At 59.7% G+C, this 23,981-nt stretch carries 17 protein-coding genes and 1 pseudogene; 2 read left to right on the forward strand and 16 right to left on the reverse strand.

Features of this window, described 5'->3' with window-relative positions:
• Nucleotides 1-104 precede the first annotated feature (104 nt).
• Nucleotides 105-383, reverse strand: a complete 279-nt coding sequence (locus AC0V7N_RS26950; RefSeq protein WP_475451258.1) for a hypothetical protein — start codon at nucleotides 381-383, stop codon at nucleotides 105-107.
• A 498-nt stretch (nucleotides 384-881) separates the two neighbouring features.
• Between AC0V7N_RS26950 and AC0V7N_RS26955 the strand changes: the two genes are divergently transcribed.
• Nucleotides 882-1,651 (forward strand): IS5 family transposase gene (locus AC0V7N_RS26955; protein WP_475451259.1). Its coding sequence is split into 2 segments (ribosomal slippage): nucleotides 882-1,196 and nucleotides 1,199-1,651, totalling 768 coding nucleotides; the frame shifts between segments, so codons are not numbered across the junction.
• Nucleotides 1,652-1,741: 90 nt separating this feature from the next.
• Here the strand turns inward: AC0V7N_RS26955 and AC0V7N_RS26960 are convergent.
• The gene (locus tag AC0V7N_RS26960) at nucleotides 1,742-3,388 is read right to left on the reverse strand and encodes a type 2 periplasmic-binding domain-containing protein (protein ID WP_475451260.1); all 1,647 of its coding nucleotides are present in this window, start codon (nucleotides 3,386-3,388) and stop codon (nucleotides 1,742-1,744) included.
• Nucleotides 3,389-3,491: 103 nt separating this feature from the next.
• On the opposite strand from AC0V7N_RS26960, the gene AC0V7N_RS26965 reads away from it, so the two are divergent.
• Nucleotides 3,492-9,071, forward strand: coding sequence for an AAA family ATPase (locus AC0V7N_RS26965; RefSeq protein WP_496628029.1), 5,580 nt, complete (start codon nucleotides 3,492-3,494; stop codon nucleotides 9,069-9,071).
• 71 nt (nucleotides 9,072-9,142) lie between these two features.
• Here the strand turns inward: AC0V7N_RS26965 and AC0V7N_RS26970 are convergent, their stop codons facing one another.
• The 14 genes and pseudogenes from AC0V7N_RS26970 to AC0V7N_RS27035 all read right to left on the reverse strand — a co-directional run bounded on the left by AC0V7N_RS26970 (nucleotide 9,143) and on the right by AC0V7N_RS27035 (nucleotide 23,913).
• The gene (locus AC0V7N_RS26970; RefSeq protein ID WP_496627386.1) at nucleotides 9,143-9,619 is read right to left on the reverse strand and encodes an alpha/beta fold hydrolase; all 477 of its coding nucleotides are present in this window, start codon (nucleotides 9,617-9,619) and stop codon (nucleotides 9,143-9,145) included.
• A 562-nt stretch (nucleotides 9,620-10,181) separates the two neighbouring features.
• A complete protein-coding gene (locus AC0V7N_RS26975) occupies nucleotides 10,182-11,138 on the reverse strand; it encodes an SDR family NAD(P)-dependent oxidoreductase (RefSeq protein WP_496627387.1) in 957 nt (318 codons plus the stop codon).
• A 55-nt stretch (nucleotides 11,139-11,193) separates the two neighbouring features.
• A complete protein-coding gene (locus AC0V7N_RS26980; protein ID WP_475451265.1) occupies nucleotides 11,194-11,910 on the reverse strand; it encodes a hypothetical protein in 717 nt (238 codons plus the stop codon).
• Nucleotides 11,911-12,561: 651 nt separating this feature from the next.
• Entirely contained in the window at nucleotides 12,562-12,981 is a 420-nt protein-coding gene (locus AC0V7N_RS26985; RefSeq protein WP_475451266.1) for a hypothetical protein, read from the reverse strand.
• 406 nt (nucleotides 12,982-13,387) lie between these two features.
• Nucleotides 13,388-13,777 (reverse strand): cupin domain-containing protein, encoded by a 390-nt coding sequence (locus tag AC0V7N_RS26990; protein ID WP_475451267.1) that lies wholly within the window; start codon nucleotides 13,775-13,777, stop codon nucleotides 13,388-13,390.
• Nucleotides 13,778-13,806: 29 nt separating this feature from the next.
• Nucleotides 13,807-14,622 carry an enoyl-CoA hydratase-related protein gene (locus AC0V7N_RS26995; RefSeq protein WP_496627388.1) on the reverse strand — a complete coding sequence of 272 codons (816 nt, stop codon included), beginning with the start codon at nucleotides 14,620-14,622 and terminating at the stop codon, nucleotides 13,807-13,809.
• A gap of 29 nt (nucleotides 14,623-14,651) precedes the next feature.
• Nucleotides 14,652-15,278: a cysteine hydrolase family protein gene (locus AC0V7N_RS27000; RefSeq protein WP_475451269.1), complete on the reverse strand. Its 627-nt coding sequence runs from the start codon at nucleotides 15,276-15,278 to the stop codon at nucleotides 14,652-14,654.
• Between the two features lie 31 nt (nucleotides 15,279-15,309).
• Nucleotides 15,310-15,829 (reverse strand): annotated as a pseudogene (locus AC0V7N_RS27005) (hypothetical protein).
• 166 nt (nucleotides 15,830-15,995) lie between these two features.
• Nucleotides 15,996-17,123 (reverse strand): alpha/beta fold hydrolase, encoded by a 1,128-nt coding sequence (locus AC0V7N_RS27010; protein ID WP_496627389.1) that lies wholly within the window; start codon nucleotides 17,121-17,123, stop codon nucleotides 15,996-15,998.
• A gap of 831 nt (nucleotides 17,124-17,954) precedes the next feature.
• Entirely contained in the window at nucleotides 17,955-18,902 is a 948-nt protein-coding gene (locus tag AC0V7N_RS27015) for an HlyD family secretion protein (protein ID WP_496627390.1), read from the reverse strand.
• Nucleotides 18,903-19,246: 344 nt separating this feature from the next.
• Complete coding sequence (locus AC0V7N_RS27020; RefSeq protein ID WP_477339366.1) at nucleotides 19,247-19,450, reverse strand: DUF1656 domain-containing protein; 204 nt, start codon at nucleotides 19,448-19,450, stop codon at nucleotides 19,247-19,249.
• On the reverse strand, nucleotides 19,447-21,384 hold the full coding sequence (locus AC0V7N_RS27025) for an FUSC family protein (protein ID WP_496627392.1): 1,938 nt from the start codon (nucleotides 21,382-21,384) through the stop codon (nucleotides 19,447-19,449). Before AC0V7N_RS27025 ends, AC0V7N_RS27020 begins: the two co-directional genes overlap by 4 nt.
• A 380-nt stretch (nucleotides 21,385-21,764) precedes the next feature.
• Nucleotides 21,765-22,232, reverse strand: coding sequence for a MaoC/PaaZ C-terminal domain-containing protein (locus AC0V7N_RS27030; RefSeq protein ID WP_496627393.1), 468 nt, complete (start codon nucleotides 22,230-22,232; stop codon nucleotides 21,765-21,767).
• A complete protein-coding gene (locus AC0V7N_RS27035) occupies nucleotides 22,225-23,913 on the reverse strand; it encodes a fatty acid--CoA ligase (RefSeq protein WP_475451273.1) in 1,689 nt (562 codons plus the stop codon). The genes AC0V7N_RS27030 and AC0V7N_RS27035 overlap by 8 nt, the downstream gene beginning before the upstream one ends.
• Nucleotides 23,914-23,981: the final 68 nt, after the last annotated feature.

Raw genomic sequence — 23,981 nt, forward strand, 5'->3', positions numbered from 1 at the left:
CGCTATGTGCCGCCAATAGCGAAACGTAAGGTCGTATGATGCGCAATTCGGCTTCCCAAACCGGCCGACATCGCAGCGGGCGGCTTCGCCGATGCACTGGAGTTCTAGTTTGGATATTCCCAGAAATCGTCTGGAACAGAGGTTCCGATAGCAGCCCGCATGGCATCCCGAAAAAGTTTCGCTGCGGGCATTGGACGAAAAGCTACCGTGCGATCGACGATGAGCCCCTCGTCATTTTCTTCGATAATATCGAAGCTTTCCAGCTCGTGACCCTGAATTGTTCCCTTCCATCTCAACAGGGTTCGTCGGTCGTCCAGTTTCCACTCACCGATATAGGCACCGTCTCGTAGCGTCGTCGACGCCGCGAAGATCTTTGCAACCACCGAGCGACCTTCTGCGGTCCGTATTAGTACCGGACTGTGAAAAACGACATTTGCAGCTAGAAGTTTTTCATAGTCAGCTACGGTGGCGTGGCCTGACTCACGAAGTGTTCGAATTACGTGCATGGTGGACGATCCTTCATTGGGCAACGGCGCTGCCTGCTCGCGAGACTAGATCGCCTCGGCAGTCACGAAAATGCAGCCGACCGCGCCCTGGATCGATTGTCCGATGGTGTTGACGATACCTTGGTATTAGCGAAGTCAGTTAGACATGGCGGTAGCAGTTGTCGCCGGATGTCGAAGTTCCGCGCGGAAGCCCAACGCGTGAATAAGGGCCTAGAAATGGCTGTTGCTCAGGTCGAGCAAGTCAGGATTCATACCCCCTATAAGCCGTTTGAGAAGTCTTAATCTGTGCACAAGCCTTCTAGGTCATAGACCCATAAAGGGGATTCCCAAAACGTGCGATGAATGATTCAACCTTCGTAGTTGAGGAGGTTTGATATGGCACGTTTTGATCTGACGGATTTCGAGTGGTCGACTATCGAACCGTTGTTGCCAAACAAGGTGCGCGGGGTAGCGCGGGTTGATGATCGGCGGGTTTTGAACGGCATCTTCTGGCGGCTTCGGACTGGAGCGCCATGGGCAGACATCCCGGCACGCTACGGGCCGCACACGACCTGCGTCAACCGCTTCAACCGATGGCGTCGAGCGGGTGTCTGGGACCGGCTTCTGGATGCCGTTTCAAAGGCTTACGATGGGGACATCCAAATGATCGACTCGTCCTCGATCCGCGTCCATCAGCATGGTGCAAACGCCCAAAAAAAGATGGCCGATCCCGTTGCGTGGGTCGCTCGCGGGGCGGCCTGACGACCAAGATCCATGCGCTCGTTGACGCCGAGGGACTACCGATCGCCCTCAAGCTGACCGAGGGACAAGCCCATGACGGCCGCAGCGCCCGGGAGATGTTGGGCGGTTTGGGCGACGGCCAAATTCTGCTTGCTGACCGCGCCTATGACGCAGACGAATTGCGCGCCAGCCTCAAGCAACGCGGCGCTTGGGCTAACATCAAGCCGATGCCGAACCGCAAAAATATCCCCGCATTCAGCCCGTGGCTATATCGCTTTCGAAACCTCGTCGAACGCTTCTTCAACAAACTCAAGCACTTCCGAGCCGTTGCCACACGATACGACAAGCGCGACGATAACTTCCTTGCAAGCGTCAAACTCGCTTCTTTTCGTATCTGGTGCCGATTTAATGAGTCTATGGCCTAGAGCGAAGGTCGGCACACGCAGGCTCCTTGGCGGACGACATAGTCGCCTCCTTTCAGGGTCCAGACCGGAATCAGTCCAGTCGCTGGGCGGCTACATGCCAAGCGACGCTTTATACAGCTTAATCTGATCGTCGCGACCGATCTGGTCCGTGATCTTCTCCCAGGCGGCGGCGATCGTGTCGGCCGTCTCCTGAGCGGATGCGTACTGGCCCGAAATGCCCTTCACCAGCTCGTCCTCGAAGATCGAGTAGTATTGGAAAATGCCGGGGATGCGCGGCTCGATCGCGGCGTTGGGATGATTGTAGCTATCCGCGTTCGAGCCGAGATAATCCTCGATGTAGTGGCGGTCATAACCCGCCGCCACCCATTCGTCATAGTTGAAGTGCGAATTGCGATAGGGCTGGAAGCCGGATGGATAGGCGGCCGTCCAGAGCGAAATGTCCTTGCCGCCGAGATGCGCCGCCGCCGACCATGCCGCCTTGCGCTTCATCTCGTTGCTCAAGACACGGGTGGTGACGTAGATGCCCCAGCCTAGAAATGCCATATTCGGCGCGAAGTTCGGGCTCGCCGGCTTTTCCCACGCGCCGGTCCTGGAATTGTACACCTCGTCAGCGCCAGGGTTGATCGCGAAGCCGACGACCCCCCCGACGACCGACGTCTCCGATGTGCGGGCATACGGGCCGACGTCGCCCCACCAGCAGAGCGCTCCGCCAGTGCCTGCAAGGAACTGTTGAGACATAGTGGTGTTCGGATCGGCGTTCACTTGGTCCGGCGGCTGATCCGGCATCATGTCCATAACGTCTTGGATCGCCCGCACCCACGCCGGGTTGTTGATGCGCGGCTTCATGGTGTCGGGCTCGAAGAGCCACGCCGGATCACCCGGATGCTTGGCGTAAGCCGCGGCACGGTCGGCCAGAAAGTAGTAGCCGAACCCGCCCCATTGGAACTTCAACGGATCGAGGAAACCGTAGGCGTCGAGCCCTGTAAGCGGATCCTTCTTTCCCTTAAGGGCCTCGGAGAAAGCCTTCACCTTCGCCCACGTGTCCGGGGGCTCTAACATGCCGCTTATCGATCCGTCGCCGAGATAGTCGGTACGGTAAGCGAAGGTGTGGCAATCGCCGTCGATGGTGACGCGGTAAGTTTTTCCGTTCCAAGTTCCGACCGGAGGCTTTAAGTAGCCGACAAGGTCATCGGCGTCGATTTGCTTCGCCACCCAGTCTGGCATCTCGTCGAGAAGGCCCTTGCCGGCAGTGTCACCCTCCAGTGGCGCACCCATCTCGAGGATGTCGAAGTCGATTGTGCCAGTAGCGATGGACTGCTGCAGGCGCGGATTGTAATCGGCCTGGGCGAGGTCGATCCATTTGATCCTCGCGCCAGTATACGTCTCCCAGGGCTTGAGGAAGCCGCGAAAAAGGAAGTTGTGTTTCTGTTCATTGTTAAGACCCATAAAGGTCAACTCGACGCCGGCGAACTCGCCTTCGGCGATGGTAGCCTTGGTGCCTTCGAGGCATAACTCGCCGACCTTTTGCCAATCGGCGTCGGTCGGCTCGCCGGTTCCTACTCCAGGAATCTTCAGGATCTGCGCACGCAGGTTCTCATTCGCGAACAAGCGCGAAACCGTTCCGGGCACTCCCGACGACGATCCGGCGGCAAGAGCGGCGGCCCCTGCGGCACCCTTCAAAACGCGGCGGCGGTTCGCCTGAATTCTCATCAACCGTTCATAGACGTCGACCCTCATCGCTTTCCTCCTTCCGGTCGTGACAAAGTTTGACAGTCGCAAGCCTCTTCTGCGCCTTCGCCTGCTCAGGGTCGTTGGCTGCTGTGGCCGACCCTTGAATATCATGGCCCCTCGCGGTAGTCTTGCGGGTGACGGAGTCTGGCAACTAGTGGCTTATTCGCAGACCACGGGCTATTCCAGCGCCGCCTCTCAGGTCTTGTGGGAGGACGGTGAACGCGTTGTCTGCCGTGATTGGCGACTGGATGAGCAGGGCGAACGACGTGCCGTTCTGATCGTCGTGCCTGCCGTCGAACACCCGCCTCGATCAACCCTCGGACGGTTCAGCCACGAATACGAACTCAAAGACCAACTCGATGGATCTTGGGCGCTGCGGCCGTTGGACCTCGTCCATGGCGCCGGTCAGACCATCTTGGTGCTTGAAAATGTTGACGGCGAACCACTCGACCTGCTGCTCAACACACCAATGGAGGTTAGACGCTTCCTCAACCTTGCAACCGCAATTGCGGTGGCTGTGGGTAAACTACACCAGCGCACTCTGATCCACAAGGACATCAAACCAGCGAACATTTTCGTCAATGTCGCCACGGACGAGGTGTGGCTGACTGGTTTCGGTATCGCCTCGCGTTTGGTGCGCGAGCGCCAGCTGTCCCATCCTCCCGAAACAATCGCCGGCACGCTTGCCTACATGGCGCCTGAGCAAACGGGGCGGATGAACCGCTCAATCGACTCCCGTAGCGACCTCTACGCACTCGGTGTCACGTTTTACCGAATGCTCACGGGAATTTTGCCGTTTGTGGCTGTGGATCCAATGGAGTGGGTTCACTGCCATTTGGCAAGGCGGCCGATTGCACCTGCCGAGCAGCTGAAGGAAATTCCCGGCGTCCTTTCAGCGATCGTCATGAAGCTGCTCGCAAAGGGGGCCGAAGATCGCTATCAGACCGCCGCCGGCCTCGAAAACGACCTTCGCCGATGCCGGACTGAGTGGATCGCGCACGGTCGAATCGACGACTTTCCACTTGGCGGGCACGACACATCCGCCCGCCTCGTAGTTCCCGAGAAACTCTACGGACGGCGAAAGGAGGTCGATACGCTGCTCACTTCTTTCGATCGCGTCGTCAAAGGCGGCGCTCCGGAATTGGTGCTCGTTTCCGGCTATTCCGGCGTGGGAAAATCCTCGGTCGTCAACGAACTGCAGCCAGTTCTAGCACCGTGGCGCGGCTTTTTCGCTTCCGGCAAGTTCGATCAGTACAAACGCAATATTCCCTACGCCACACTGGCGCAGGCCTTTCAAAGCCTGGTTCGGCCCCTGCTCGGCAAGAGCGAAGCCGAGCTTGCGCCTTGGCGCGACGCGCTTCAGAAGGCACTTGGGGCGGACGCCGCGTTGATTGTCGACCTCGTACCCGAAGTGAAGGTCATTATCGGAGAGACGCCGCCCCTCCCCGAGCTTCCGCCGCAAGACAAGCAAGAGCGTTTCCAACGGGTCTTTCGCCAGTTTGTCCGGGTCTTCGCTCAGCCGGGGCGTCCTCTAGCGCTTTTCCTTGATGATCTGCAATGGCTGGACGCGGCGACGCTCGACCTGCTGGAGCTATTGATCCGGTCCGACCTGCGAAATCTCCTCGTCATTGGTGCCTACCGCGACAACGAAGTCACGACAGCCCACCCGCTCACCCATAGGCTCGAGACAATTCGGAGAACTGGGAGGGTGCAGGACATCAAGTTGGATCCACTGACGGTCGAGGATTTGGAAAGACTCGTCGCGGACTCGCTGCATTGTGAAAAGGAGGAGTCCGCTGCCCTGACCGAGATGGTGTACGCGAAGACCAACGGCAATCCGTTCTTCGCAATCCAGTTTCTTCAAGTCCTCGCCGACGAGGGTCTCTTGGCGTTTGATTACGCGCGGGCACGATGGTCATGGGACGTCGCACGCATCTACGCCAAACAGTACACGGACAACGTTGTTGACCTCCTCGTCCCGAAGCTGAAGCGGTTGCCGCCCGATACGCAAGACGCGTTACGGAGCCTCGCTTGCCTCGGCAACGTTGCCGACGTCGCGACGCTCTCGATGGTCTTGAAGAAGTCCGAGGACCGGGTTGACGCCGCTCTCCTGGAGGCGCTCCGCCAACAATTGATAGAGCGCCTCGAGCATACCTACAGGTTTGCGCATGACCGGGTGCAGGAAGCCGCCTACGCGCTGATACCGAAGAAGTCTCGCGCCAAGATCCATTTGACAATCGGCCGGCTGCTGACAACGCAAATGCCGCCAGGAAAGCGTGACGAAGCAATCTTCGACATTGTCAACCAGTTCGATCAGGCGGCCGCGCTGATCGCCGAAGACGAGGAGCGTGAGCAGGTCGCTGCACTCAACCTGGTTGCGGGCAAGCGGGCAAAGGCAGCAAGTGCTTTCGCCGCGGCTCTACGGTATCTCGAAGTCGGCCGGGCCCTGCTCGGCAAGAACGGATGGCAGCGCAATCACAAACTCACCTTCGACCTCGATCTCCACCTTGCCGAATGCGAGCATTTGAGCGGGCGATCCGTAGAGGCGGAGCAACGTCTTTTGGCCCTATCAGGGCAAGCTCAAACGTCGATCGATTCTGCTGCGGTCGCCTACTTGCTGATCAATCTCTACATAATCTTGGATCGAAGCGACGATGCCGTCGCTGTCGGCCTCGCATACCTGCGTCGGCGTCAACCGCAATTGGCGCTGCGTCCAACGGCCGAGGACATCAGGCAGGAATGCAATCGATTGTGGAGCAAGATCGAGCGCTCTTCCATCGAGGCGCTGCTCGACTTGCCATTAATGAGCGATCCAGAGCAGCGGGCGACAATGAATGTGCTCACCTCTATGCTTTCAGCGGCCCAGTTTACTGATCTCAACCTCTTTCACCTTATTATCATTCATATGGTGGACCTCAGCCTTGAACACGGCAATACGGAAGGCTCGTGCGTTGGCTACGCTTTGCTCGGTAGCGTGCCGAGTCTCGATGCTGAGAAATCTCAAGCTGGCTTTCGTGTCGGCAAGATTGCCTTGGACTTGGTCGAGAAGCACAGATTTAATCGTATCAGAGGAGCCATCTCCTACTTATTTGCGCTTTTCACTGCGCACTGGACGCAGCCTTTGGCGACCTGCCAAAGGTTGTTTCGAAGCGGTTTCGAGGCTGCTATGGATGTTGGTGATCTCAAAAATGCGTCCTTTGCCCGCGTCGATCTGGTCACCAACCTTCTGGCAACCGGACAACCGCTCGACGAGGTGGAGCGCGAGGCGAAAAGTGCGCTGGCCTTCGTGCAAGGCGTCAGGTTCGGCCTGATCAGTGACGTCATCCTGGCGCAACTCGGGGTGATCCGGGCACTCCGGGGACAGACTGCACAGGTAGGCTCGTTCAACGATGGCGAATTTGATGAGAACACCTTCGAGCAGCATCTGGAAGGTGACCCCCGCCTGGCCGTCGCAGCGTCAAGGTATTGGATCCGCAAGCTGCAGCTCAAGGTCTATGCCGGTGACTACGCAGACGCCGAAATGGCTGCATCGAAAGCGGAATTGCTGCTTTGGACGCTACCCGCTCAACAGGAGCTGCCTGAGTATCATTTCTATGCCGGTCTCGCCTGGGCGGGGAAATGCGATGCTGCGGCGGCAACAGGCCTGGATGACGCCTTGAACCGGCTGAGAATTCATCAGGGAAAATTCGCGTACTGGTCACTCAGCGGGCCGAGGAATTTCGCACATGGCGCAGCGTTGCTCGGCGCAGAGTTGGCTCGGCTCGAACGGCGCGAAAGCGACGCGATGCAGCTTTATGAGGAGGCCATACGTTCGGCGGGAGAGCAGGGCTTCGTTCAACACGAAGCGCTCGCTAACGAATTGGCGGCCCGCTCCTATGCTGCGCGCGGCTTTGCAACGATCGCGAACGCATATCTACGGGACGCGCGCTCCTGTTATCTGCGTTGGAGAGCCGACGGCAAGGTGCGGCAACTCGATCAAATACATCCTCACTTGAGAACGGCGTGGATCGCTCAGCCTTCACTCGCCGGTATTGGCGCCCCTCTGGACCAACTCGATCTGGCGACCGTGATGAAGGTTTCGCAAACCATCTCCACCGAAATCGTACTCGAAAGGCTACTCGACACACTCATGCGCACGGCCATCGAGCACGCCGGCGCCGAGCGTGGACTGTTGATTCTTGCCCACGACGGAAGATTTAGGATTGAGGCTGAAGCAACAACTAATCAGAACACTGTTCTGGTGAGCGTCAAGCCGGCTGGGGTGTCGGCAACTCTCCTGCCCGAGTCGATCTTTCACTATGTCGTCAGAACAAAAGAAAGTGTACTTCTGAACGATGCGTCCGCCGATGAGCGGTTTCTTAGCGACGAATATATACGGCGGTACCAAGCTCGATCTGTATTTTGCCTGCCGTTGCTAAAGCAGAACCGACTGATCGGCATTCTCTACCTCGAGAATAATCTCAGCACCGACGTCTTCACGCCTGATCGGATCAGTGTCCTGGAATTGGTCGCCTCCGGGGCTGCCGTTTCGCTTGAGAACAGCCGGCTTTACGATGACCTAAGGGAACGCGAAGCTCGGATGAGACGCCTAGTCGATTCGAACATAGTTGGGATCGCAATCGGCGTGCTGGCAGAGCAAATCATTGACGCCAATGACGCCTTTCTTCGAATTGTAGGCTATGACCGGGACGATCTGGCGGAAGGACATATCAATTGGCCCGACTTGATACCTGCTGAGTGGCAAGGGAGGCACGCCCAGAGAATTTCGGAGATCAGATTGGCAGGCCTTGTCGAACCTTATGAAACAGAGCTGACCAGGCAGGATGGGACGCGTATTCCAGTCTGGCTGGGCACCGCGCTCTTTGACGGACCGGAGAACCAAGGGGTCTCATTCATTCTCGATCTAAGTGATCGCAAGCAGGCGGAAAAAGAGGCCCGCGAAAGCGAGCGGAGATACCACGAAATACAGATTGAGTTGGCACACGCAAACCGTGTCGCCACGCTCGGACAACTCTCTGCATCGATTGCTCATGAAATCAACCAACCCCTGTCAGGCATAGTTACGAACGCAAGCACCGGCTTGCGGATGCTTGCCGCCGATCCTCCCAACGTGGAGGGCGCACGTGAAACTACACGTCGGACTATTCGCGACGCCAATCGCGCTTCGGATGTAATCCAGCGATTGCGAGCGCTTTTTGCCAAGCGCGAGACTTCCAGCGAGCTCCTAGACCTCAATAAGGCTATTCGGGAAGTTGTCGCGCTTTGTGGGCATGACCTGCAGCAAATGCGCGTTGTTCTGCGTTTGGACCTGACCGACGATCTCCCGTCGGTCATGGGCGACCGCATCCAGTTGCAGCAGGTAATGCTGAACCTCATCAGGAATGCCATGGACGCGATGTCTGTCGTTGAAGATCGTCCAAGACAGCTGCTTGTCAGGACGGCCACAACTGGCTCAGATGTGCTGGTCGCCGTCGAGGATACTGGTCCGGGCCTGGATCCGGACGGTTTGGATCGGATCTTTGGTGCTTTCTACAGCACCAAGTCGGATGGTCTAGGCATGGGTCTATCGATTTGCCGCACGATCATCACGGCTCATAGTGGCAACCTCTGGGCCACTCCCGCCGTACCTCGGGGTGCGATCTTCCAGTTCACTTTGGCAGCGAGTGCGATCGGCGCAGCGCTGTCGTGACTTCGGGAACACACCGCCCGGCGGATCGGAGCAGCGCCGCCGGGGGGAGCCGCAGGCCCTCCTGATCTGGATCAGTGCACTGATTTAGCCGCTTCAATGATTACGTTTGCGACCTGCCGGGGTTTCGTCCACATGATGACATGGCTTCCATCCAGCTCGGTTGTATGCGCTTTGATGCTCTTCGCCATCGCTCTCTCCACCTGGGGAGGGATTGCGCCGTCGGCCTTTGGCACGACGAACCAACTCGGTTTCGCCTCATATGCAGCATGCGACAACCGATCGTCAAAGACGCCACTGAACGTCGGGACTTGGGTTGCCGCAATAACGGCGACCTCCGGCTTGCTCACGTCCTGGGCGAAATATTTCCCTAGCGAATCTTCGGAGACCCACAGGAATCCACCGCTGTCCTTTTTCAGTGTCGCGGCCCACGGCGCCGGCGGACTTCCGGCGGAGGCGCTGTTCACAGACTGTCCGTTCGGCAGAGCGAAGGCCGCAACGTACACGAGGGCTTTGACCTTGTCGTCTATCCCCGCCTCTGTGATGACCATGCCTCCCCAGGAGTGGCCGACCAGAATTACCGGCCCCGGGCGCAGTCTCAATTGCGCGTTTGGTAGCAGCGACATCGTCCGCGAGCGAGGTGAGCGGATTCTGCACGGCGATCACTCTTAATCCTTTGGCCTGGAGCAACGGGATCACCTTGCTCCAGCTCGATCCGTCTACGAAAGCGCCGTGGACCAAGACCACGGTCTTTTGCGGCTCGGCTGCTCTAGCAGTCAAGGTCGCCGCGGTCGCATAGATTGACAAGGCTGCCACAAAAAGCAGTTTCCAGAAATAGGACATTGTCGGTTCTCCTGTTTGGTTGTGACCATCGCGCCGGCGTGGATGACCCAAGTGCTCGACACCGCGACTCCGATGGCGCGGCACGCGTCGGCTCGCGGCTCTAAAATTGCAAAACCATTGCCGCAGATCGATTGGACTATGGTGTCGCCGATACGTTAGGATTGGTCCGCTTGGCTTGTGAGGCAGACTGCCAAAGCGGCTCATCAACCCCCGCTTTGGCCCAGCGGTGCGCAGCGGCGCCGTCGGCGGACAAGCTCCGCGGCGAGCGACCTACGAATGCGCGGGTTCACGCTGTGAGAACGCTGCGGCATGGAGCTTCACGAAGTCGCGCATATTCGTCGGTGCTTCGCCGGTGAGTTTGCGCAGAGTGTCTGTCATGCGGTCGTAGCGTCCTTGTCTGGTCAACTCGGCCATTGCCGCAAGATGTCTGACGAGGTGTTCAGGAAACCGCATCTGCCGAAGCCTTTCGCTCCACGCCGGGAGCGGAACGTCGCGATATGCAATGGGCCTGCCGAGCGCTTCGGAGTAGACGCGCGCATAGTGGTCCAGATCAGCCGATTCCGATCCCGTCAAATCGTAGATTTGTCCTATATGCGGCGCGGGGTCGTCGAGGATCGCTGCGACCGCGCGCGCCACGTCGACTGCTGAGATCGGTGAGGTTTTGCCGCTGCCCAGCGGAAGCGTCAACGCGTTGGATGCACGCACGCCGGGGGCCGCGAGTTGAAGAAAGAAGCCCTCGAGGAAGACAGTTGGCCGCACCGTGACGACCGGCAATCCCGACCAGGACAGAGCCTGTTCCGACAGCCAGTGCAGCTTGTGCTTTGGGCTGTCGGTGGTCTCGTTGATGTTCATTTGAGACACGGTCATCTGTGACATGTTCACAAAAGCCTCGACGCCATGGTAGCGCGCCACCGCGGCAGTGTTGACCGTGGCTTCCAGATAGGCGGCGGAGGTAGACATCCCAAAATAGATGCGCTTGGCACCTTCGATTGCGCGGTGCATTGAGGCGAGATCCGTCAGGTCGCCCTGCATGACCTCGGCGCCGAGCTGCCGAAGGGTTTCGGCGCGTTCGTCCTCTCGCCGAACCAAGGCGCGAACCTTGTGCCCTCTTGCGAGCAGGAACTCGGTGACGTTGCGGCCGATGCCGCCCACTGCACCGGCCGCGCCCGTCACGAGGATCGGATGGTCATGTTTCTTTGTCATATCGCTGACCTCGGGTTCGTTCAAAAAGACGAACCGCCAACTGTGAAAAACTATGCCCGTTTGGGTGGCAGAATCCTCACTACCATCCGACGCGTGTCGTGGGTCCTCGGCTTAGAAGAACCCGGCTCACGACCAGGACCCATGCGAGAAGGAGAATGGGAGAAACGAACCGTGAATATGCCCCGTCGGGAGCCCAGATTCCGTCACTCAACCATGTGGTGCCGCCCAGTAACCCGAGCACAACAGCTGCGACACCCGCTGCGAAGAGTGCATTGGAAATCAGTCTGGCGCGCCAAAGGCCGAACGCCCCGGACATGATCAGCATCGCGCGTGGAAACGAAGTCAACACGCCGAGAACCCAAGAGAAGGCGTTCAGTTCTGATACGAGTGCTCGATCGGGTGAACCGGCGAGCGAGTAAGCGAGTGATGCGCCCACCGTTACCTGGAGCAGCAACAGTGCACCGAGCATTGCGCTGGCGGCGGTCGCTGCTGCCCCCCAGCCATCTTGTCCCGCATCAGCCAAGGTGGTCCGCAATGCCGCCGCGAACCATAGAAGATTGAGTACCGCCAAGCCCGAGAAGATCGCGGCGATCAGGATCCACGTGCGATCTCCATCGTAGAAAGAGACGAGTGTATCGGTCGACGCAGCGACCTGCGGCTGATGCCCATAGAGCGCATAAGCGATGATGAAGAGGCCGACGGATTGGATGCCGCTCGATCGCCACAAGCGCTCCCAGAACGCGGGGGTGATATACACGCTGCTGGCCGGGGTCATTGGTGTTGCGGACGAGCTCATGAGGATCTCCTAGCGTTTGATTCATTCTGCTGATGACATCTGCCAGTTAGTCGCCCTGCGGCAGTAACCGCACGGGGCCGGGTTGATTGGATTTCGCGGTCTTGCCGATAGTTCGATTGAAGTTCTTCGCCAGCTGGCGCGTTCACAATCTTCTCGGAACCAAGATCGGCCAGTCGCTAGATCAAATCAATTGCACGATGGTGTCGGCGATACCTTGGTGTGGCAGGAGCGAGCAGCCGGGAAGGAGTCCCCGCATTTTTGATCTTATGCCGGTGGCCCTGGAGGGCAGTCTGCACGGCTGAGACAACCGCTGACAGAAACCAAGACCTTCCACCGCACGGCCAAAGCGTGGCGATGATACCGGCGGGGTGCGCCGGCAGTTATAGGCCAACAAAGGCCTTATCGATCCATAGCCCGTCGATCACCTCAACGATATCGACGGCGAGCGCCGCCTGCTGCCACTCACGCGGGTCGGAGCGACATGAAGCGTGTGGTGCCATGCCGCGTAGATAGTCACGGTCGCCCGGTAGCTGGCCCGGTCCTGGATCGGAGCAACGTCGACAAGCAAGCCGTGCAAGCAGCCTCATCCCGCCCGTGCAATTAGCATTTCTCGATCCCCCCAAATCAGACATAACCAAGCGCGGCGCGAGGTCAATCCTTGCGCGCCTGTATGCTGGAAGCTAGGCCGGGATTGATCTGATCCGGCTCAAGCGTCGCCTGTGCTTCCCATTCCGGCACCGATTGCGCCAGCTCACCGTCGGCCGTCACCATTGGGGTACAGTCGGGCCGCGCCGAGGGGCCGTCGAACACGTTGGACAGGCTCGCACTTGCGCTGTCGAGCCAGGTAGAATGATCGGCGGCGCCAACCAGGCTGTCAAAAAGGTCAATCCGCTCGACCAAGAGACGATGATCGCGTTGATGCGGGACTACCTCGATCACAAAATGTCGCCATCGGACGAGAGCGAAGACGGCGCAAACAGCGCGCTGCGTTCTAGCACCGCGCATGGTGAGGACGTCGAATGAACATGCGCTTCCCTCAACCAGCAGCACCGTCAGCCACAGCTGCGCCAATAAGCGCCCTTCAGATGCTCTTCGCTGCGGCACGCGATGATTTCGCGGTCTTCGTCAGGCTGGCATTCTCGGCTGTCGAGCCCGGCGGCGAGTATTTATCAACTGGCACATCCGCGCGATTGCGTATCAACTCAACCGGGTATCGCAAGGCAAATGCAAGCGCCTGATCATCACGATGCCACCGCGATCGTTGAAGTCTGTCACCACGTCGGTGGCGTTTCCTGCATGGCTCCTTGGCCGCGATCGAGGTGGAGTTACGCCCTGCTCGCGCCAACGGCATGTTGCGAAGACCGCACAGCGCCGGTGTTGGACTGACACTCCGGTTCGGTTCGGACTTACGCAACACGATCGCTCCGAAGTAAATAAGCGGCCGAGGACCGACACCTCTCCCGCCGCCAGTCAGGCGTCAGGGAGCCAGCGCGATGAGTGGTTCTCCTTTCTGGACGATGTAAGTCGCAAGCTCGCTCGCCGGGTTCGCGCTGGCATTCCTTGCGGTGTGTACAACTCCCGCAGGGACGAACAGGACGTCGCCCGCGTGCAACGTCAGCCACGCGCCGTCGCCGATCCTATAGTCTAGCGTGCCGGACAGGACATATATGATCTCCTCGCCTGGATGCGTGTGACGGGGCGCCACAACGCCCGGTGGGAAATCGACCCGCACTTGCAAGGCCTCCCGTCCCGGGATGCTGATGTCGTGACGTTGCAAGTCTGTCCGGGTGAGAGCAGGTTGCTCAGCAGAAGCCCGTGCCACTACCGATAGGGCCGCGACAGTCATGATTGGAAACAGCCACTTCATGTTCTTTCTCCGTTGAGCAACGAGAACGGTCAGGTCTCGCCCAACTCGGCGAGCATTCGCCCGAGGGCCATTTCTCCGTCCGCGGTTTGAAATCCGCTATTGAATGCGGACTTGATAAGGGACTGTGTTTCATGCAGGCCCGCCGCTTCGATGAACAAATCGGAGTCACGGCGGAATTCCTCGACGGACGCGAGCGTGATCGCGTTGATCCGGTCCTTGAGTGCCGCTTGGCCGCCGGTCGGAAATCTGGCGATGCGATTGGCCAGCGAGCGGACGAAGTCGTCGAGAGCGTGGCCTGGCAGGGCACGATTGATCCAGCCGTATCTTTCGGCAAGATCGGCATCATAGTCGTCAGCGCTCAGCAGGACCTCGAGCGCGCGCCCGCGTCCGAGCAGGCGGGTCAGATGTTGTACGCCGCCGGCGCCCGGGACGAAGCCGAACGCCTGCTCCAGCTGGCCGAAAACTGCTGTGTCGCGTGCGGCAAAGCGCATGTCGCATGCCAGGACGAACTCGCTGCCCGCACCGCGCACGCGCCCTTCAATCTGGGCGATGGTTACGAGCCGGCTCGTGCTCAGCCGACGAAACAGCAGGCCGAGCGAGGCCTCTTCGGACAACCTCGATGTCTGAGCGCGAAGCTCTCTAATTCGGGTCACATCCACGTGGGAGATGAAATAGTCGGGATTGGCGCTCTTGAACACCAATACCCGGCAGGTTGTGTCCGCCTCCGCCTGAAGGATGAGTGTGACCAAGTCACCGACCAGTTGCGGCCCCAGGAGGTTCATGGGCGGTGCGTTGATTTCAACGAAGAGCAAAGCGCCTTCCCGGCACAGCTTCAGCGTTTCCAAGTCCATTTCCATCGAAGCCTCGCTTGCGTTCATGATGAAGGGATGAGGTCGATGACCTCTTTTGTTGCCAGGATCGCGGCTGCATAGTTCGGCATGTTGACGTCAAGTGCCGCGTGCATCTCGATATCCGAGTAGTCAGCCGTTGCGTCCCTCACTACCGTCACCTCATATCCAAGCTCTGCGGCGAACCGCACGGTAGCCTCGACACAGGTGTGTGCGATGAGGCCGACGACAATGAGCTTCCGAATGCCGTGCTTCTTCAGTTGAAGGTCGAGGTCGGTATTGGCAAAGCCGCTTGAGCACCAATGCTCGGAGACCAGAACCTCGCCAGCTCGTCGCGCAAAGTCGGGCCGGATCTCGCCGCCCCATGTGCCGTACTCAAAGACCTTGCTGCGCAACGCCGCTTTCTGTATCGGCGCTATGTATTTCCAGCCTTCATAGTCGCCGGGCCGGTAGCGATGGTGCATCACGTAGAAGACCTTGAGGTCGGCTTGGCGCGCGGCATCGAGGATTTGCAGCATGTGCGTAACGCAGTTGTTCGCCTCGGCCACGGCCTGGATGCGGCCCCAGACCTTCCCGCCCTCCGAAATGAAATCGTTATAAGGGTCGATCACCAGCAGCGCGGTGATTTCCCTCTCGTAACTCGGTGTGGTCATGATCGTCCTCCATTCGACCGCAGGCGAGACGCTATGCTTTCAGGGCCGAGCGTTCGATGCTTGCCGCAAATAGCGGCGTTTCGTTCTTCAGATGCTCGGTGGAGGCCTGCTGGCGCTGAGCGCGGAATTGATCGAAGGGAATGCCTTGCCGCGCCAGCAATGCCAGAAAATCCTCACTGGGACTTGAGCGCACGCGGTTGGTGAATTCGCACCTTGCGCCGTCGATAGCGCGCACGCTCATGTCCCAGCTCACGAGGAAGGTCGATCGTCCGGCCGGGTAAACACATCCGTGACGGATTCTAGAATCAGGTGGCCCTTGCGGCCGAGCTTCTCGACGTAGTGCTGAACCATGACCGTCGCGCCGATGATCTCGACATTGATAGACATGCGCTTGCCGTCCGGCGACGTCGTGAACCCCGCCGCGACGTGTGCCGGCGAGCAAGCCTGATATTCATGCTCCGGAAGGTTGAAGCACCACGACGGAATGTCGATTCTGTCGATGGCTGCGTTGATGGTGGCCGAAAAGTGGCATCGACCAACTGGTGCTGGATGTCGCTGCCGTCGGTCGAAGAGCCACATTCCTGGGAAGCGCCGCGAAGTCCGTTTGCATTGTCTAGGTGAGTCATCGTGAAAGCCTTCGAGTTTCTATGGAATCCAGGTGCGACCCGCCGGTCGGCGGGCAGCGCACGTTGCAGACAGCGCACGCTGCCGCCTGGTTCAGGTTGGTGTCTGGAACGAGCGGAAGGCGGCGCGCACTTCGGAGGCAAAGAGCTCCGGCTCTTCCCACGCGGCGAAGTGGCCGCCACGATCGACCTGATTGTAATAGATCAGGTTCTTGAACGTGTATTCGACCCAGCTTCTCGGGACGGTATAGAGTTCGCCCGGAAAGACCGTATAGGCTGCCGGAATGTGGACCGGTCCCATCACAGGGGCGCGCGCCGCTTCCCAATAGAGCCGTGCGGCCGAACCCCCGGTATTCGTCAGCCAGTAGAGGCTGATATTGTCGAGGATGTCATCGCGCGTGATCGCGCCGTCCGGCGTGCCGGCAACCGCACCTGCGAGCAGCCCGTAGCTGTGCGGGTCGTGATCGAGCAGCCACGATGCCAGGCCGATCGGCGAATCGGCAAGGGCATTGCCGATGGTCTGCGGGCGCCGCGCCTGCTCGATGAAATAGCCGATGGGCTGAATGGCTTTTCGCTGATTGAAGGTCACCAGCTCTTCCGGGGAGAGCCCTGCCGGCGGAGGATCGCCAGCGCCAATGGCGCGCGTGGTTTCCGGCGGGAAAGTGAGCAGCAGATTCATGTGGATGCCAAGCAGACCTTCCGGCGCCTGATGACCCATAACCTCCGAAATGCGCGCGCCCCAGTCCCCGCCTTGATGGACGTAGCGGGAGTATCCCAGCCGCTTCATCAGCGTATCCCATGCGCGCCCGATGCGGTCCGGGTTCCAGCCTGTCTTCATCGGCCTGGCGGAGAAGCCATAGCCCGGCATGGATGGGATAACGACGTGAAAGGCATCGGACGCGCTGCCGCCATGCGCGGTAGGATTGACGAGCGGATCGATGATCTTCAGTTGCTCGACGATCGAGCCAGGCCAGCCATGCGTGACGATCAGTGGCAGCGCATTGGCGTGGCGCGACCGCACGTGGATGAAATGAATGTCCAGTCCATCGACCTCGGTGATGAAATTGGGCAGTGCGTTGAGCTTGGCTTCGAACCGGCGCCAGTCGTAGTCCTTTGCCCAGTAGCGCGCGAGTTCCCGGACCGTCGCCAGCTGCGTGCCTTGAGACTGGTCGTCTACCGTTTCGCGATCGGCCCACCGCGTTGCAAGAATCCGGCGACGCAAGTCATCAAGAGCCTCTTCGGGAATGTCTGCGCGGAACGGGCGGATCGAGCTCGAAATCCCCGCTGCTTGCAGCCCCCGCGGTGTTCGTTTTGCTGGTCATCAGCAAGGCTAGTCCCGCGGCGGCAGTCGATGTCAGCACGCTGCGACGGGTGTGTTTTGACGCATATTCGGACATGAGACGCTCCTTTCATGGCGGCGCGCTTGGAAGCGCTGACGACTTTAGATGAGACAAAGATCAGCCCTGACTCTACTGGACGATGATCGATCCGCTACCATCGTCGTGGTGTGGCAGCCGCGGCAGCTTTATCATTAAGGTTGTGCAATCCTTCGGAAGCGCTGGCACGCACGGGCGGCGCGGCATGACCGGGTCAACTCGCTCGTAGCCGGCCCAGGGGACGCTGGTGGACCGGTCATCTGTGTTGCGGACGTGCTCATGAGTATCTCCCAGCGTTTGATTCGTACTGCTGATGACAGGCCCGCCAATCACGTTTGCTCGGGACTGATTGACCTGAACACCCTGGCGCGTTCGAAATCTGCTCGGAAACCAACATCAGCCGGTTGCTAGATCAAAACTATTGCACGATGGTGTCGGCGATACCTTGGTATGGCAGGAGAGAGCAGCCGGGGAGCAGGCGGTCGCTTCCGCTCCTATGCCGGTGGCTCTGGAGAGCCGTCTGCACTGCGGAGATTGGCCAAGCTTGCTGATACAGCTTCCACCGAAGACGATTGTTAGAGTGGATGCCATAAAGCCAGCTGTGCAGCAGCCTCAGATCGGGCGTGCAACTAGCATTTGCCGGTTCCCGAAATCGGACATAATCAGGCGGCCACGGGTCAATCATGGCGAGGTTTCGCCTGTATACTGGAAGCCAGGCCGGGATTGATCTGGTCCGGCTCGGGCGTCGCCTGTACCTCCCATTCCGGGACCGATTGCGCCAGTTCACCGTCGGCCATCTCTGTTGGGATACAGTCCGGGCGGGCCGAGGGGCCGTCGAGCACGTTGGACAGACTTTCACGTGCGCTGTCGAGCCAGGTAGAATGATCTGCTGCGGAGTGGTCCCTGATCGAAACGGTTGCCGTCATGCCGGAGACAAGCGGTACGCCGGGCGGCACTTCGTCGATCGCGATGCGAACGGGAACGCGCTGGGCCAGCCGCACCCAGGTATAGATCGGGTCCACATTCGGCAGTCCCTGGGCGCCGGCGGCTGCGTTGGAGACGCTGAGGCCACGTGTGATGGTGCTAACGTGCCCAATGATCGGCGTCGAGTAGCCCATCAGCTTCGCCTCGACCTGGGCGCCGGTGCAGACACGCGCCATCTTGGTCTCTTCGAAATATCCGTCGATCCAGAAACTGTCGGTATCTATGACAGACACATTGGCAATGCCCTGGCGGGCATAATCGCCGGCGCGCAGCAGCAGGTTCGTCACATATCCATTCACCGGACTGCGAATCTCGGTACGCTTCAGGTTCACCTCGGCCAGGGCGACCTGGGACTGCGCGGCTTCGAATGCAGCCTCAGCCTGGATTGCGTTGCCGGCATAGATCTGCTGCTGTTCGGGGGTGGTCGCGAGGCTCGACAGTTTCCCCTGCCGTTCCGATTGCCGCTGCTTTACCTGCACGTCTGCTGCCCTTTGCTGCAGCGCAGCTTTACTGCTCTGCAGGGCGACGTCGAAATCGAACTTGTCGAGTACGTACAGAACATCGCCCTTGCGCACGAACTGGTTGTCGGCAACGCGCAGTTCCTTGATCCGGCCGGTCACTTCGGGAGCGACGCTTGCCACCTGAACGCGGACGCGCCCGTCGCGAAGTCCATGGAGCGGTCAGATAATGATCCCAGGCGATGAGGGAAATGAGCACTGCGACAACCGCCAGCGCCAGAGTGGTCAGGCGCCTCGCCAGCGCTGCCAGCGCCGGGGTATCGAGGACCGTTGACGCGTCACTTGGTCCGTCGGCATGAAACCTGTCTGGGCACTGTCCTGCGGCGCAACCGGAGCAGTGACCTTGAGGTTCGGCTCCAGTAGTGCCGTAGTGTCCGTTTGCCTAGGGAGCAAAGCGGGAGGCCGCGGGGTCCGCGTCGCCTCCTGCACAAACTCTTCCTTGAGTAGCGCGTTCATAACAGTCTCCATCAAGCGAGAAGCACAAGGCCGCCAAGCACGACCACATAAAGGCTGAACTCGGCGATCGACACGTGGCTGAAGATGCTGGCGAAACCGACGAGGTGCAGGATCGGCCGAAGCCCAAGAATGATGACGAGCGCCGCGACCGCGTAGATGATGAATGGCGCGAACATGACCCCGCCGATCACAAGCTCATGAAAATCGTGCGTCATAACCTGGCTCCTTGAGTATCAATGTTTCCTGCCGGAGCCTGCTCGACAATTGCACTGGCAGTGACGAGCGCTGCACGCGCGGCGGCGACGGCATGATCGGTCTCGGCGCTGGCACGCAGATCGTCGGCGGCTGCGCGGATAAGCTGGGGATCGAGTGCGGCCAAAGCTGCGCGCGCGTTCGCGACCAAGGGGGCCTCCGCGCTATCCGGCAACTGGGCAAGCTGGGCTGCACTGCAGCGGATTGCCGCGGCCTGGTCGAAATATGCCAGCGCATGCTCGACGGACGTCCGGTACTCCGCCTCGTTCAGGCCGGCCGAAGCAATCTGCCCGATCCGCACCGCATCTCTGAATGCCGCCTCCTCGGGTGCGTAGCGTCGATCGGGACGATCCAGCAGCCGCCGAAGATCATGCCATGCCGACGCGAGCAGCCAGCGTCGGCGCTGAGAGTTCGATATGGGGGGAATGAGATACTGGGTTGCGAGCAGCACACTCATTGCCGCACAGGTGAACAGCGAGGTGAACAGGAATGACTGCGGACTGTAGGTTTGCGGATTGCTCGGGGCGAATATCGCCGAAATGAAAATCAGGTTCACCTTTCCAAGACCCGCCCAGACCGGGTTCGGCGATGTCGCCATGAGCCCGGCTCCGATCAGGAATGGAGCCAGGCCAATCGCCAGCAGTGGAAAGTCGGAGACGCCGTTGAGGACAAAGAATTCCAAGATGCCGGTCAGCAAGACCGCGATTGGCGCGCCGATGAAACCGAGCGTCGTGAAGGTTTGTGGCGCCGGCGTCGTCGCACCCAATCCCATTGCGACTGCAACCAGAGAAAGCGACGAACTCGCGCTCGGCCAGCCGGCCAACACGAAGAAGAGGCAAGCTGCCGCAACGCATGCTGCCGTACGGACTCCGTTTTCTATCGCAACCCGCTGTGACCGGTAGAGCGGCGCTCGCCATGACCTGGGCGGGCGCACGACGGACTTCAGCGCCGCAAGATGAAGGCGAACCTCTGTATCCCGCCGCATGAGTTCGCCAAGTGCCCACCGAAGTGACGTTTGATCAGCGTCGAATAAGTCTTGATCGTGAGATGATATCTTCGAAACCTCCTCGGAGTTCAAATCAAACATCGAAGCCCAACGTTCGCGCAGCGCGGTATCCGAGTTTGCCGGAAGGGCGGCCAAGGCGCGCGCCGCCTGCAGTTCCGCCACGAGCGCGACCATCGCGCTGCGGGCTGCAGCACTTCTCACCGGGCCGCTGCTCGATTCGGCTGCGAGACTAGATATGTCCGGGCGCAGCGTGACGATCTCTCTGATCAGGCCGGCGACCGCCACGGTGTCGGTGGCCTCGCCACGTATGATCGCCCGCGCATAATTTCGCACACGCTGATGCAGGGCAGCGAGCTGCGCCTCAAGCTGCGGATGACGATCAGGAGCCAACAGCAGATCGTTCACGAGGGTGATCGACAGCACCCCGACCGCAATGGCAGCGCCGCGCTCCATTGCTACCTCAAAAACACCTTGCGGGTTGTCGATCTGCTGTATGGCGATGAACGCGACGGTATATCCCGACAGCACCGCGGCGTAGGCCCGGTAGCCGTCGAGCAGACTGCATGCATAGATGCAAAGGCCCATCCATAGCGCGAAGGCCACCAGGAGCAGATCACGCGTCTGCGACAGCGAGCCGACGATTGCAATTGAGGCAACCACGCCCACGACGGTTGCAATCAGGCGAAACCCGGCCTTCTCCAGCGCCTGCCCACGGGTAGGTTCGGCCAATATCATGACGGTGAGCATGGCTGAGGCCGGCGCCTCGAGTTGAAGCCAGAAGCTCGCCAGCAAGGCAACGACCGAGGCCATCCAGATGCGGACGGCGAAAGCCCACGACCGGAGAGGAAATCCGGCGACGACGAAGGGCAATTGTGTCGTGGTTGCGCTCACGGCCGGATCCATTTCCTTACTGGAGGATCACGCTTGCGGCGGAAACCAGGATCCACAATCCGAACAGTGGAATTAGTATCCACCGCGCCTGGTTGACGCTGATGTCGTTCCTCGTTTCGATGATTGCTGCTACGCGTGAGTTGCTAAGCCGGTGATCTCGCATGGCACATCTCCTCTATTGGATTGCGCTAGAGATCGGCTGACGGCGGCCGCAAATCCATTGCACGATGGTGTCGGCAATACTTTTGGATTGGTTTGCGAGGCAGCGTCTTTCGGCTTGATGCCGAGGCACGACAGATTGTCCCAAGGGTTGGGTGCCGTCGCTTTGTCAGGGTTACCTCAGGTCGATATCGTTGCGGCTTGGGAATGGCCTGCAGCGCCTACGTCACGGCCCTTCGCGGGACCACAAGCTTGGCCGTGAGGTTCTGAACTACCTCGCCACGCTGATTGATCGTTCGGCTGATGATCGTGGCGATGCCGCGATCTGGCTTTGACCGGGACGGCGTGATCTCGACGACCTCGCTCTCCACGTGCACGACATCGCCAGGGCGGGTCGCCGCCGGCCAGTTGATCTCTCCCCCAGCCCCGATAATTCCGCCGGCCAGCGGCAGGCCGCCTTCCACATTCAGCCGCATGGTGATGGCGGCAGTATGCCACCCGCTTGCCGCCAAGCCCTTGAACAAGGTGTCTGCGGCGGCATCCGCATCCATATGAAACGGCTGCGGATCAAATTGCGCGGCGAAAGCCTTGATCTGCGGTTCATCGATCGTATGACTGGCGCTGACAAAGCTCTGTCCGACGTGGAGATCGTCCAAATGGAGATGGCCTGCCGGGATCCGGTCACGCATGATGCAGTTCCTCCCTGGATTCAACGACCGCCATATTGCCATAGGTCGCTCTGAGTTGCTTCTTGTCGAACTTTCCGACGCTGGTCCGGGGAAGTGTGTCCACAAACAGTATTTTGTCGGGAATGCCGACCTTCGAGATCATACCTGAATCGGCAAACGATTTCAGATGCGCCTTTATCCGCGTGTCGCTGAGCCCGCTGCCGGTCTTGGCATTCCTGATGACCAGAGCCAGGGGCCGCTCGCCCCACTTATCGTCCTTGATGCCGATCACCGCGGCTTCGAACACACCCTCGCATTGAGAGATCAGGTCCTCAATTTGCAACGATGAGACCCATTCGCCACCGGACTTGATGACGTCCTTGATCCGGTCGACGACACGAAGATAACCGCCGGCGTCGATGACGCCGATATCGCCAGTATGCAGATAGCCACCGGACCACAAGTGCTCGGACGCTTGTGGATCGCCGGCATAGCCCTGCGTGAGCCACGGCGCACGCACCACGATTTCGCCCGAGGATTTGCCGTCGCGCGCCACCTCATCCCGGTTCCTGTCGACCAGGCGCAGGTCGACAAGCGGCGCCGAGATGCCGGCCATGGTTCGGATATCCAGTTGTTTGTCCAAATCCGCCGTGAGGTCTTGGGTTCTGACCTGTGCAAGGGAAAGCAGCGGAGCAGTTTCAGACATGCCATAGCCGGCATAGACATCAACACCGAGCGCAAGCGCTTGCCTGGCAAGCGCCTTCGGCAGCTCCGAGCCCCCGACCGCCATCTTCAATCCGGCAAGGTCGGTGTTTGCCGCGGTGGCAGCGCCAATAAGCATTTGCAGGATTGTCGGCACGCCATGCGTGACCGTTACGCCTTCGGTCTTGATCAGCTTGAGAAGCAAATGCGGATCGTACCGACCCGGATAGACTTGCTTGACGCCGCTGAGCGTCGCCGTCCATGGCAATCCCCAGGCATGCGCATGAAACATCGGGGTCATCGGCATATAGACGTCGTCGCGGCAGAAGCGGCCCTGTTTAGTGGCAGTGCCCAGGAAAGCCATTTGGGCGAGCGTGTGGAGCACCAACTGCCTATGACTGAAATAGACGCCTTTTGGCCTGCCCGTCGTCCCTGACGTATAGAAGGTCGTGGCGAGGGTGTTTTCGTCAAAGTCCGGGAAGTCGTAGTCGTCCGAGGCACCAGCAAGAAGGCCCTCATATTCGCCAGCAAAGGAGAGGCCGCCAGTCTGGGGCGCTGCTCGGTCCGACATCAGAATGAGCGTCTTCACTTTGGGCAGCTGCTGGATGATATCTTCCAGGACCGGCACGAAATCATCGTTGACGAGAAGCACCGACGAGCCCGCGTGATCGATCGTGTAGGCGATCTGCTCCGGCGACAGCCGCACATTCACCGTTTGCAGGACAGCCCCCATCATTGGAACCGCAAAATAGGCTTCCAGAAACCGATTGCTGTCCCAGTCGAGCAGGCCGACAGTGTCGCCTGCTGCAACACCCAACCCGGCGAGGCTGGACGCGAGCCGCCCGATGCGTTTACGCAACTGGCGATACGTGAAGCGCCTCATGTCGCGATAAACGATCTCCTGATCTGGCGCCTGCACGAGCGGCGTATGCCACAGCTGCTTTATGAGCAGCGGATACCGATACGCGGAGTTGGCGCCTGCTATGAGCCTGCCCGTCATGACGGCATCCTCTGTAGGTTAAGAGAGCAAATTGCAGGAGCGGCCGCGATCGGTGATCGCGGCCGCTG

This window comes from Mesorhizobium kamtschaticum, from assembly GCF_056174585.1.